This window comes from Streptomyces sp. UC4497 (assembly GCF_054871485.1).
Map to the genome: position 1 here is coordinate 1 of NZ_JBTYHB010000034.1, position 11,048 is coordinate 11,048.

12 protein-coding genes are annotated in these 11,048 nt (G+C 71.8%); 5 read left to right on the plus strand and 7 right to left on the minus strand.

What is annotated here, in order from left to right; all coding sequences use genetic code 11:
• Positions 1-136 precede the first annotated feature (136 nt).
• Positions 137-1,882 (plus strand): amidohydrolase, encoded by a 1,746-nt coding sequence (locus ACYSUO_RS33130; protein WP_461779915.1) that lies wholly within the window; start codon positions 137-139, stop codon positions 1,880-1,882.
• A 40-nt stretch (positions 1,883-1,922) separates the two neighbouring features.
• On the opposite strand, the gene ACYSUO_RS33135 is transcribed toward ACYSUO_RS33130, so the two are convergent.
• Entirely contained in the window at positions 1,923-2,804 is an 882-nt protein-coding gene (locus tag ACYSUO_RS33135) for a LysR family transcriptional regulator (RefSeq protein ID WP_461779916.1), read from the minus strand.
• A 124-nt stretch (positions 2,805-2,928) separates the two neighbouring features.
• On the opposite strand from ACYSUO_RS33135, the gene ACYSUO_RS33140 reads away from it, so the two are divergent.
• Complete coding sequence (locus tag ACYSUO_RS33140; RefSeq protein WP_461779917.1) at positions 2,929-3,294, plus strand: YybH family protein; 366 nt, start codon at positions 2,929-2,931, stop codon at positions 3,292-3,294.
• Between the two features lie 8 nt (positions 3,295-3,302).
• Here the strand turns inward: ACYSUO_RS33140 and ACYSUO_RS33145 are convergent, their stop codons facing one another.
• Together ACYSUO_RS33145 and ACYSUO_RS33150 are read right to left on the minus strand one after the other, a co-directional pair.
• Positions 3,303-4,100: a hypothetical protein gene (locus ACYSUO_RS33145; protein ID WP_461779918.1), complete on the minus strand. Its 798-nt coding sequence runs from the start codon at positions 4,098-4,100 to the stop codon at positions 3,303-3,305.
• A gap of 119 nt (positions 4,101-4,219) precedes the next feature.
• Positions 4,220-4,849, minus strand: coding sequence for a TetR/AcrR family transcriptional regulator (locus tag ACYSUO_RS33150; protein ID WP_461779919.1), 630 nt, complete (start codon positions 4,847-4,849; stop codon positions 4,220-4,222).
• Positions 4,850-4,926: 77 nt separating this feature from the next.
• Between ACYSUO_RS33150 and ACYSUO_RS33155 the strand changes: the two genes are divergently transcribed.
• Positions 4,927-5,895, plus strand: a complete 969-nt coding sequence (locus ACYSUO_RS33155; protein WP_461779920.1) for a zinc-dependent alcohol dehydrogenase family protein — start codon at positions 4,927-4,929, stop codon at positions 5,893-5,895.
• A gap of 15 nt (positions 5,896-5,910) precedes the next feature.
• Here the strand turns inward: ACYSUO_RS33155 and ACYSUO_RS33160 are convergent, their stop codons facing one another.
• Positions 5,911-6,657 carry an IclR family transcriptional regulator gene (locus tag ACYSUO_RS33160; protein WP_461779921.1) on the minus strand — a complete coding sequence of 249 codons (747 nt, stop codon included), beginning with the start codon at positions 6,655-6,657 and terminating at the stop codon, positions 5,911-5,913.
• A 113-nt stretch (positions 6,658-6,770) separates the two neighbouring features.
• On the opposite strand from ACYSUO_RS33160, the gene ACYSUO_RS33165 reads away from it, so the two are divergent.
• Entirely contained in the window at positions 6,771-7,466 is a 696-nt protein-coding gene (locus ACYSUO_RS33165) for a type 1 glutamine amidotransferase domain-containing protein (protein ID WP_461779922.1), read from the plus strand.
• 137 nt (positions 7,467-7,603) lie between these two features.
• Positions 7,604-8,212 (plus strand): histidine phosphatase family protein, encoded by a 609-nt coding sequence (locus ACYSUO_RS33170; RefSeq protein ID WP_461779923.1) that lies wholly within the window; start codon positions 7,604-7,606, stop codon positions 8,210-8,212.
• Between the two features lie 57 nt (positions 8,213-8,269).
• Here ACYSUO_RS33170 and ACYSUO_RS33175 read toward each other — a convergent pair whose 3' ends face one another.
• The 3 genes from ACYSUO_RS33175 to ACYSUO_RS33185 form a co-directional block, all read right to left on the minus strand.
• Positions 8,270-9,100 carry an aldo/keto reductase gene (locus tag ACYSUO_RS33175; protein WP_461779924.1) on the minus strand — a complete coding sequence of 277 codons (831 nt, stop codon included), beginning with the start codon at positions 9,098-9,100 and terminating at the stop codon, positions 8,270-8,272.
• Between the two features lie 118 nt (positions 9,101-9,218).
• Positions 9,219-10,313, minus strand: coding sequence for a pyridoxal-phosphate dependent enzyme (locus ACYSUO_RS33180; RefSeq protein ID WP_461779925.1), 1,095 nt, complete (start codon positions 10,311-10,313; stop codon positions 9,219-9,221).
• 83 nt (positions 10,314-10,396) lie between these two features.
• Positions 10,397-11,041, minus strand: a complete 645-nt coding sequence (locus tag ACYSUO_RS33185; RefSeq protein WP_461779989.1) for a hypothetical protein — start codon at positions 11,039-11,041, stop codon at positions 10,397-10,399.
• Positions 11,042-11,048: the final 7 nt, after the last annotated feature.

Genomic DNA, 11,048 nt, shown 5'->3' on the forward strand with positions numbered 1-11,048 from the left:
TCGCGCGAAGGGCCGTTTCCTCGGGAGCGTAAGGGATCTTGACCGCCGGACAGGGACTGCTTAGCTTTCGGACAGTGATTCGATCATCTTGTGGTCAACTCACCTGCCCGCAAGCCTTCTTGCAAGGAGCCGCCGAATGTGTGAGTCCTGCTGTCCCACGCCCCGTACGCCGCGTCTGAGCCGCGCGCGGTTCCTCCAGCTGGTCGGCGGCGGGGCTGCCGCGATGGCCGTGTCCGGCACGTTCGCCGGGTCCGCCTCCGCCGCTTCCCGGCCGGCGAAGGCCGAGCGGCCGGGGCCCCTGCTCGTCGACAACGTGCGTGGCTACACACTCGCGCGCGGCAAGCTGCGCAGATTCTCCCGGATGCTGCTCACACCCGAGGGGCGTGTCGCCGCGCTCGACATCGGCGCGCCCCCCAAGGGCGTACGCCGCCTCGACGGCCGCGGCCGCGTCCTGCTGCCCGGACTGCACGACGCGCACGGTCACTTGTGGGGCCTCGGCGCCCTCGCCGTGGAGCTGAACCTCGTCGGGACCCGTTCCCTGAAGGAGGCCATGGACCGGCTCGCCGCGTACGACACCGCACACCCCGACGACACGTGGATCCTCGGCCGGGGCTGGAACGAGGTCGTGTGGGGGCTCGGCCGGCTGCCCAATGCCGCCGACCTCGACCCGGTCGTGGACGACCGGCCGGTGTGGCTGGGGCGGGTGGACGGGCACGCCGGTGTCGCCAACTCCGCGGCGCTGAAGGCCGTCGGCATCACCGCCGACACCCCGGACCCCGACGGCGGCCGCATCGTGCGCGACGGCGCCGGCAATCCGACCGGTGTCCTCATCGACGCCGCGCAGGCGCTCGTGGAGGACAAGCTGCCCGAGCCCACCCTCGATGACGTACGGACCCGTGCGCTCGCCGCGCAGAAGCAGCTCGGCAGCGTGGGCATGACGTCCGTGTCGGAGGCGGGCACGGACGCGAGTGGCGTGGTCGTGCTGCGGCAGCTCGCGGACGAGGGCGCGCTGACCATCCGCGTGAACGCCTTCCTCTCCTACAAGGCGTTCACCGACATCGGCGCGGACGCCCGCACCGACTCGTACGCCGACGACATGGTCCGCATCCGGACGGTGAAGCAGTACATCGACGGCGCGCTCGGCAGCCACGGTGCCGCGCTGCTCGCTCCGTACGCCGACGACCCGGACTCCAGCGGGCTGCTCCAGGTGGAGCCGGAGGAGTTGCAGCGCCGCGTCGAGCAAGTGGTGCGCGGCGGCTACCAGTCGGCGGTGCACGCCATCGGCGACCGCGGCAACCGTGTCGTCCTGGACGCGTACGAGCAGACGTTTAGGCGCGTAGGCGACGCCGGGATGCGGCACCGTATCGAGCACGCGCAGGTGCTCTCGCCCGAGGACATCCCGCGGCTTCGCAGGCTCGGCATCATCGCGTCGATGCAGCCGGTGCACGCCACCGACGACATGAACATGGCCGAGGACCGGATCGGTGCCGAGCGCATCAAGGGCGCCTACGCCTGGCGCACGTTGATCGACCAGGGCACGCACCTGCCCTCCGGCTCCGACTTTCCCGTCTCGTCGGAGAACCCGTTCGACGGTCTGCACGCCGCCGTCACCCGCACCGACCGGGACGGGAAGCCGGCCGGCGGCTGGTACCCGGAGCAGGCCATGACGCCGGTGGAGGCGCTGCGTTCGTACACGGTGGAGCCCGCGCACGCGGCGCACCAGGAACATGTCCTCGGCACGCTGGAGCCGGGCAAGTGGGGCGACTTCGTCCTCACGGACACGGACCCGTTCGACCTGCCGTCCGGCCGGGCGGTGTGGCAGACGAAGGTGCTGCAGACGTGGGTCGCGGGGAAGCGGGTCGGCGAGTACGGCGAACTGTGACGCGCGGCGGCGGCACGCGCTTACGAACGCGCGGCGGGCCTCACGGCCGTGCGAACGCCCGCCGCGCGTGGCCCAGCAGTTCGCGCAGCGCCGGGTTGTGCGCCCGCTTCCAGACCAGGGCGAGCAGCGCCGGTGTGTCGACGTCGTCGATGGTGCGGGCGGTGAGCCCGTCGGGGTGATCCGCGACCATCGACTCGCTCAGGACCGCGACGCCGAGGCCGCGGTCGGCGAGGGCGGCGATGGAGTCCGCGGCACTGGCCTGCAGCGCGATCGTGGGGCGCAGTCCCTGCGCGGTGCAGGCCCGGTCGAAGACCGTGCGCAGGCCGGTACCGGGCGGCATGCAGACGATCGGATGGGCCATCAGGTCCCGTAGTACGACGCGCCGTTGCTTCGCCAGCGGGTGCCCGGCCGGGACCGCCACGACGAGCCGTTCGTCGACGATGGTCAGCGCGTCGAGGCCGTCGGGGGTGCTGTGCGCGGCGCCGATGAGCGCCAGGTCGACCTCGCCCGCGCGCACCCCCTCGACGAGCCGGTCGGAGCCGTCCTCCAGGAGCGAGAGCTCGACGCCCGGGTGCGCCTCGTGGAACGCGGCGAGGGCGTCGAACAGCGGGGTGATGGTGCAGCCGATGACCATGCCGACGGTGAGCCGCCCCCTGATCAGTTCGGACACCTCGGCCACCGCCCGGCCGATCGTCCCGGCCGCGGCGAGGGTGGCGCGGGCGTGTTCGAGCGCGGCCTTGCCCGCGACGGTGAGCGTGACGGTGCGGGACGAGCGGTCGAACAGCTCCGCCCCGAGCTCACGCTCCAGCTGCCGGATCTGCGCGCTGACGCCGGACTGGCTGATGTGCACCCGCTCGGCGGCGCGCGTGAAGTTCTGCTCCTCGGCGACCGCGACGAAGTACTCGAGCTGCCTCATCTCCATGACACCCATCATCCATCACCACAGCTTCTGATTTCCAACAGAAACATCTGTTGGACTTCTGATCGGCGGACGACGACGCTGGAAGCACCAAGCCGGAACGGTGACCAGCGCCAGGAGGAACCCCATGTCGGAGTACGAGAAGGCCATGCGCCCCGAGGACATCACCCGCCTGTTCGTCGAGCGGTCCAACGCGGGCGACGCGGCCGGTGTCGCCGCGCTCTACGAGGAGGACGCGGTGCTGGCCTACCCGCCCGGCCAGGAGACGGTCGGGCGGGAGGCGATCCGCGTGCTGTGGGAAAAGGTGCTGGCGAACCGCCCCCACTTCGAGCCGGAGCAGCCCCTGCCGACGCTCGTCAGCGGCGACATCGCCCTCACGTCGACACCGCCGAAGGACGGGACGGGTGCCCGCGCACAGGTCGTGCGCCGCCAGCCGGACGGAAGCTGGCTGCGCCTCCTCGACCAGCCCGAGTTTGCCCCGCCCGCCCACTGATCAGGCGGTCATCCGAGCTTGGCCGTCTGCTTCTCGATGACCGCGGTCGGCCGCTCGTAGGCATCGCCGCGGGTGACCGCCGCGATGTTGAACGACGAGAACCCGGCGAGCGTGCCGCCGACCCGTACGACGGCGACCTTGGTGTCGGCGGGCGTGCCGTCCTCCTTCGTCCCCACGGTCCACGCCACCGCGTCGTCGCCGAGCGCGAGCTTCTCGCTCTTGACGCCGGTGACCTGCGTCTTCTCGCCGTCCGATGTCATGGAGAAGCCCGCCGCGCACTTCTTGCCTGCCGTCCGCAGCGCGTCGAGGGCGCGCTGCGCGCCGTCCCCGTCGTAGGACCAGAGGGAGGCCATGGTCTTGGTGATGTCGAGGGAGTCGATCGTCGCGTCCTTCGCCTCTTGCTCGGTCATGTCCGCGAGTTCGTCCATCGAGGGCATGCCCTTCTTGGCCTTCGCGGACTCGTGCACGACGAGCCGCTGCACGGTCGCCTCGGGCGCGGCCGAGGGCAGCCCCGACAGGACCTGACCGATGGGGTCGCACGCGGCCTTCGCGACGGAGACGGTGCCGGGCGCGAAGACATCCTTCTTGCCGGGCTTGCTGATCTTCTGCCCCTTCACATCACCCTGCACGAGCACGCGCTTCTCCAACTGGGCGGCGGTCAGCGCCTTCACCGCGGCCGGCGAAGCGCTCGCCTTCGCGTCCGCCCCGGCACCGCCGTACTGACCCGCACCACAGGCGGTGACGACGAGCGAGCAGGTGGCGGCGGATACGGCCAGGGCGGTGCGACGGACAGCAGTGGAACGCATGGTGCGTGGTGCCTCTCTCGGTGCCTGCTCCGCGCCGGTCGCGGCACGGAGTTGTCGCACACATGACCACCAAGATCGACTAAAGGTTGTACGCCGCCTTGCGTCTCCAGGACCGAGGGCTACGCGGAGAGCAGCGGCGAAAGGCGCGCCACCGGCGGCAGTTCGCCGCGCCGCTCGGGGGACGCCGAGAACGCCTCGATCACGAAGGCCGCGAAGCGGCGGGAGGCGGCGACGCGGGCGGTTGTCGATGCGGCCTGGATGCCTCTGTTGGCCATGAGCATCAGGATCAGGTCGTCCAGCACGAAGTCGGGGCGCAGATGGCCGGCATCCTTGGCGCGGCGGGCGATCTCGGCGATGCCCTTCAGCGAGTACGCACGGTCCTCGGCGAAGTCCAGGGCCTTGGGGAAGGCCGACATGAACGCCTCGGTGAAGCCGCGGTCGCGGGCGTGCATCTCGCAGGTCGTCTCGATCACACGACAGAACCCGTGCCATGGATCCGGGTCGGCGAGCGCTTCGTCCACGAGCCTGCGGCACACCCGCATCTCCTCCGCGAAGGCCGCCGTCACCAGCTCCTGCTTGGTCGGGAAGCGGCGGTAGAGGGTGGCGGGGCCGACCCCTGCACGGCGGGCGATCTCCCGCATCGGCACGTTCAGTCCGTCGGCGGCGAACACGGCGCGGGCCGCGTCGAGGATGCGCTCGCGATTGTCCAGGGCGTCGGAGCGCAACGTCTGAGGCAAACGTTCGGTCACCTCTCTCACTTTACTCAAACGGACGGGGGCGTCCGTTAACGTCCGAAAGCCTCACCCGAGACACCAAAGGAGTCCCCGTGAAGGCCATCGCGATCCAGGAATTCGGACGCCCCGAGGGCATGGCGGTCGTCGACCTCCCGGCCCCGGTCCCCGCCGCCGGACAAGTACTGATCACCACCGAGGCGATCGGCGTCGGCGGGGTCGACGCACTGATCCGCAGCGGCGCCCTCGCCTCGTACGGTTTGTTCCAGGAGGGTCATGTGCCCGGCAGCGAGGTGGCGGGCACCGTGACCGCGGTCGGCACCGGAGTGGACGCCTCGTGGGTGGGGCGGCGCGTCTGGGCGTTCACCGGAACGGGCGGCGGCTACGTCGAGCAGGCCGCCGTCCCCGTGGACGCGGTCCTCCCCCTCCCCGCCGAGCTGTCCGCCGCCGACGCGGTGACGCTCGGCACCTCCAGCGTGGTCGCACACTTCGCCCTGCGCCACGCCCACTTCGCCCCCGGCGAGTCCGTGCTGGTGCGCGGCGCGGCGGGCAGTCTGGGCATCCCGACGGTGCAGCTCGCGGCGCGCGGCGGTGCGAGCGCGGTGGCGGTCACGACATCGTCGGCCGAGCGCGGCGAACGTCTGCGCAAGCTGGGCGCGACCCATGTACTGGACCGCTCCGGCGCCCCCACCGATGCCGATGCCGATGCCCCCGAGGGGTACGACGTCATCATCGACATCATCGGCGGACCGGACATGACCTCGTTCCTCGACCGCCTCAACCCCAATGGCCGTCTGGTGGCGATCGGCATGATCGCGGGGCCTCCGCCCGCGGACCTCGCCGCGCACATGACGGCGGCGTTCCAGAAGTCGATGTCGTTCGCCACCTTCAGCGCCGACACGGTGCCCGAAGCCGCTCAACGCGCCCTGCGCACCGAGCTGTTCGCGGGAGAGCTCGCCCTGGATCCGGTGGTGCACGCGGTGCTGCCCCTGCAAGAGGCCGTACGGGCGCACCAGTTGATGGACTCCGGTGAGGCCTTCGGCCGGATCGTGCTCGTACCGTAGGGCCTTCGGCACGGCTCAGCGCGCCAGGGCTCTGCCGATCTCCCCCGCCGCGTCCATGACCTGGGCCGCGAGATCCGCCCGGGCGTGGCCCGCCTCGGTCAGGCGGTGGGTGGGGCCCGCGATGCTGATGGCGCCGACCGTACGGCCCGAGGCGGCGCGGAGCGGGGCGCCGATCGCGGCCTTGCCGTCCGCGTGCTCGTCGACGGCGGCGGCCCAGCCCCGGCGGCGTATCTCGTACAACTCGGCGGCCAGGGCGGCGTGTTCGGTGATGCTGCGGCCGGTGAGGGCCGGGAGTTCCCCGGGTACGTCCAGGTCGTGGTCGAAGGCCAGCAGTGTCTTGCCCACGGCCGAGGCGTGCAGCGGCAAGTGGGCGCCCATGCGCAGGACTTGGGCGCTGTCGTCCGGGCGGAACACGTGGTGGATGACGAGGGCCCCGCCCTCGTGCGGGGTGGCGATCCAGACCGATTCGCCGCTGCGCGCGGCGAGGGTGTCGGCGCTGTGCAGGGAGCGGGCGCGCAGCTCGTTCGTGTCGAGGTCGCCGTTGCTCAGGTGGAGCAGCGAGGCGCCGATCCGGTATTTGCCGGTGGCCGGGTCCCGCTCCACCAGGCCCGCCGCGACCAGCGTGCCGAGGATTCCGCCCAGGGACTCCTGGGGCAGCCCCATCGCGCGGGCCAGCTCCGCCACCCCGAACGCCCGGCGTCCGGACGCGAGCAGCCGCAGGACCAGCGCCGCCCGCTCCACCGACTGGATCCGCTCTGCCACGCGGGCACGGTAGCCCACCGTTGGTCGGCTGTGGCCCGCGGGCCTACCTTCGTAGACGTCAAGACATCACCGGACCGACGATTACCGACGATTCCCGCGGAGATGAGCACCCCATGTCGAAGATCCTTTTCGTGGTGACCGGCGCCGACCACTGGACCCTGGCCGACGGCTCCCACCACCCCACCGGCTTCTGGGCCGAGGAGGCCATCGCCCCGTACGACGCGTTCAAGGCGGCGGGGCACGAGATCGTCGTGGCGACGCCGGGCGGCGTCGTCCCCACCGTCGACGCGGGCAGCCTCGCGCCCGAGTTCAACGACGGCCAGGAGAACGCCGCCCGCATGGCCGCCGCCGTGTCCTCGAACACCGAGCTGGCCTCCCCCATCAAGCTGGAGGAGGTGAACCTGGACGACTACGCCGCCGTCTTCTACCCCGGCGGCCACGGCCCGATGGAGGACCTCGCCGTCAACGCCGAATCCGGCGCTCTGCTCACCCGCGCCCTGGATTCCGGCAAGCCGCTCGGTGTCGTCTGCCACGCACCCGCGGCGATGCTGGCGGCCACGAAGGCCGACGGCGGCAACGTGTTCGCCGGCTACGACGTCGCCGCGTTCACCAACGTCGAGGAGGCCCAGGCCGGCTTCGCCGACAAGGCGCGGTGGCTGCTCCAGGACCGGCTCACCGAGGCCGGTGTGAACGTCCAGGTCGGTGAGCCGTGGGCGCCCCACGTGGTCGTCGACCGCAACCTGGTCACCGGGCAGAACCCGGCCTCCGCCGCCCCGCTCGCGGCCGAGCTGCTGGACAAGCTGTCCTGATCACCGAGAAAGGCTGCCCTGACCATCGATAAAAAGCTGGCTTGGCCATCGATAAAAGCTGGCCTGACCACCGATGTTCCCCACGGATGACACAGTGGACCCAAGCTTTCCGTTCGTCTCGTGGAGGTTCCCCCCGCATGCGTCTGCTGCTCATACGTCACGGCCAGACCCCGTCCAACCTCAAGCGGCTCCTGGACTCAGCGGCGCCGGGCCCCGGCCTGACGCCGCTCGGTCTGGAGCAGGCGGAGGCGCTTCCCCGGACGCTGGCCCACGAGCGGATCGACGCCCTGTACGCCTCCACCCTGATCCGTACGCAGCTCACCGCCGAGCCGCTGTCCAAGGCGACCGGGCTCGACGTCGTGATCCGGGACGGGATCCGTGAGATCGCGGCGGGTGACCTGGAGATGCGCGGCGACGACGAGTCCGCGCAGAAGTACCTCAACACCGCGTTCTCCTGGTCCGCCGGCGACACCGCGCTCCGGATGCCCGGCGGCGAGACCGGCGAGGAGACGCTCGACCGCTTCGACGCCGTGGTCGCCGAGGCGGCCGGGACGGGCGCGGACACCGTGGCCATGGTCAGCCACGGCGCCGTGATCCGGACGTGGACGGCCGCGCGGGCGGGCAACGTGGATGTCGCCTTCGTCGCCGCCCACCCGCTGCCCAACACGGGCATCGTCACCCTCTCCGGCTCGCCGGAGCAGGGCTGGGAGCTCGAGCTGTGGGAGGGGCGACCGCTCGGTCAGTGAGCGGGCCCCGCCGGGCCCGGCTTCCTCGCGTCCTGAAGACGGCCGGGCCCGGCTTCCTCAGGAACCGAGGACGGCCGGGTCCGGGCCCACGCGCTCGCCCGTCTCGAGGCCTGCGAGCGCGGCCATGTCGTCCGCGGCCAGCTCGAAGTCGAAGACATCGATGTTCTCGCGGATGCGGGACGGGGTCACCGACTTCGGGATGACGACGTTGCCGAGCTGGAGGTGCCAGCGCAGCACGATCTGCGCGGGGCTGCGGTCGTACTTGCGGGCGAGCGCGGTGACGATCTCGTCGTCCAGGACGCCGTTGCCACGGCCCAGCGGGGACCACGCCTCCGTCGCGATGCCGTGCTCGGCGTCGTACGCGCGCAGCTCGCTCTGCTGCAGGCGCGGGTGCAGCTCGATCTGGTTGAGGGCCGGGACGACGGAGGTCTCGGCGGCGAGCCGGTCCAGGTGCTCCGGCAGGAAGTTGGAGACGCCGATGGCGCGGGCCCGGCCGCCGGCGAGGATCTCCTCGAACGCCTGCCACGTCTCGACGTACTTGTCGCGCGACGGCACCGGCCAGTGGATCAGGTACAGGTCGACGTAGTCCATGCCGAGCCGGTCCAGCGAGGCATCGAACGCGCGCAGCGCGGTGTCCCGGCCCTGCTCGGTGTTCCACAGCTTCGTGGTGACGAAGACGTCCTCACGGGCCAGGCCGTAGTCGGCGATGGCGCGGCCGGTGCCCTTCTCGTTCTCGTACAGGGCCGCCGTGTCGATGCTGCGGTAGCCGGCGTCGAGGGCGCTCGTGACCGCGGCGTGCGCCTCGTCGTCGGGGACCTGGAAGACGCCGAAGCCGAGCTGCGGCATGGTCACGCCGTTGTTGAGGGTGACCTCGGGAGTGGTGCTCATGACTCGTGTGTCCTTACGTGGTGACTCAAGTCCGGTGTCTCGTACGACGGGCGTACGTCGCTGGAGGCGCACGCTCGCTCCCTCCAACCTACGTCTCGTCGGTGCGGACGGTTCACGATCAGCAGGACGGGTTCGCGGTGCTGCCCTCCGTGCTCAGCAGGACGACGACCGACGACGGACCGAGGCCCAGGGCGGCGCGCCGTTCGTCGGCGCCCGTGCCGGTGAGGGCCGCGCGCAGACCGGCGAGGGGTGCGGCGCCGCAGGGGCCGGAGGACACACCGAGGTCGGCGAGGCGGGCGGCGGCGCGGGCGCTGTCGGTGTCCCGGACGGCGATCGCCGCGTCGAGGCCCGCGCGCAGGTACGGCCAGGCGAGCGTGGAGGGTGTGCCACAGTTCAGGCCGGCCATGGTGGTGTCTCCGGTGGTGACGCTGACGGGTTCGCCGCCGGTGAGGCTTTCGAGGACGCAGGCCGCGGACTCCGGCTCCACGGAGAGCAGCGCGGGCGCGTGTCCCGAGGGCCGGCTGCGGTAGTGCGTCACGACGGCCTGGGCCAGGGACCCGACCCCTACCGGCACGACGACGAGGTCCGGTCCCCTGGCGCCCGCTCGGCCCAACAACTGCTCGTCCACCTCGGCGCAGAGCGTGGAGTAGCCCTCGACGATCCACCCCGGGATCCGTTCGTAGCCGGGCCACGCGGTGTCCTGGACCAGGACCGCGTCCGGCGCCGCTGCCACCTCCGCCGCGCGGCGCACCGCCTCGTCGTACGTCCCCCGCACCTCGGTGACCTGCGCGCCTTCGGCCGCGATGGCCGCCACGGCCTCCGGGTGCACGCCCCGCGGAACGAGCACGTGGGCGCGCTGTCCGAGCAGCCGGGCCGTGCGGGCGAGGGCCCGGCCGTGGTTGCCGTCGGTGGCGGTCACGAGGGTGACCGGGCCGCGCGCCCCGGCGAGCACCCGATGGACGGCCCAGGACACGCCCAGCGCCTTGAACGCGGGCAGCCCGAGACGACTCGACTCGTCCTTGACGAAGACTCGTCCGACACCCAACTCCTGGGCCAGTTCCGGTCGTTCGGTCAACGGCGTCGGCGCGTAGTCGGCCAACGCGGTATGGAATGCGCGCACGTCGGCGGGCGCGGGCTCACAGCGCCAGGCGCGGGCGCCGGGCCGTACGGTCCACGGCAGCCGGTCACGAGTGAAGTCAGGTTTCTCGTTCACAAGATCAGCGTGCAGCCCGCCCTGGTGATCGGTCCAGCGAATCCAATCGCCCGGCACTCATCGGCAGAACCGTGCGCGTGACTCTAGCCCTGCACCCAGACCCGCAGCGGGCCGATCGTCTCGAAGCCGTGGCGGAGGGCAATCGCGAGGTCGTCGCTCTGCTCGTAGCCGACCACGGGCAGATCCGGAAACAGCCGGTGCACCACGTCCAGCACCCCGGGCCAGGCCGAGTCCGGGCCGCCGTCCGACGCGAAGACGTTGGAGACTCCGACGACTTGGCGGCCATCGTCACCACTCAGGCTGGCGACCGCTCCGGCGACCACCCGCCCGTCGGGCGCGCGCCCCGCGAGCACGAACGTCGCCGTGTCGTCGAGGAGTTCGGGCCGAAAGAGGCCCGTGTCGCCCCAGGCCTCCGCCCAGGACCGTAGTGACTCCGCGTCGTCCACGACGCCCCATGCGGGCGTCGACGCCAGGGCGGGCGCGCCCGCCGGGCGGTGGATCCACCGGGCCTCGAACAGCACCTGGAAGCCGGCATCCGTCAGATCGAGGTCGGCGAAGCTGTCCTTGACGGAGGCGCCGGGTGCGGCGGTGTCGATGCGGGTCGTCACGGCGGCCGGGTCGGCGCCCGGCGCGAGCGTCACCGCGTCCGGGTAGTACAGCGGAGTGCGGGCAGGCGCGGTCCAGGCCTCGACCCCGAACTCGCCCTCCACACCGTGCGATCGGCTCATCGCGGCG

What these genes read in the sequence shown, in the direction of transcription:
- ACYSUO_RS33130 (WP_461779915.1), top strand. Translation starts at nt 137, where the DNA reads ATGTGTGAGTCCTGCTGTCCCACGCCCCGTACGCCGCGTCTGAGCCGC.
- ACYSUO_RS33135 (WP_461779916.1), bottom strand. Translation starts at nt 2,804, where the DNA reads ATGGAGATGAGGCAGCTCGAGTACTTCGTCGCGGTCGCCGAGGAGCAG.
- ACYSUO_RS33140 (WP_461779917.1), top strand. Translation starts at nt 2,929, where the DNA reads ATGTCGGAGTACGAGAAGGCCATGCGCCCCGAGGACATCACCCGCCTG.
- ACYSUO_RS33145 (WP_461779918.1), bottom strand. Translation starts at nt 4,100, where the DNA reads ATGCGTTCCACTGCTGTCCGTCGCACCGCCCTGGCCGTATCCGCCGCC.
- ACYSUO_RS33165 (WP_461779922.1), top strand. Translation starts at nt 6,771, where the DNA reads ATGTCGAAGATCCTTTTCGTGGTGACCGGCGCCGACCACTGGACCCTG.
- ACYSUO_RS33170 (WP_461779923.1), top strand. Translation starts at nt 7,604, where the DNA reads ATGCGTCTGCTGCTCATACGTCACGGCCAGACCCCGTCCAACCTCAAG.
- ACYSUO_RS33175 (WP_461779924.1), bottom strand. Translation starts at nt 9,100, where the DNA reads ATGAGCACCACTCCCGAGGTCACCCTCAACAACGGCGTGACCATGCCG.
- ACYSUO_RS33185 (WP_461779989.1), bottom strand. Translation starts at nt 11,041, where the DNA reads ATGAGCCGATCGCACGGTGTGGAGGGCGAGTTCGGGGTCGAGGCCTGG.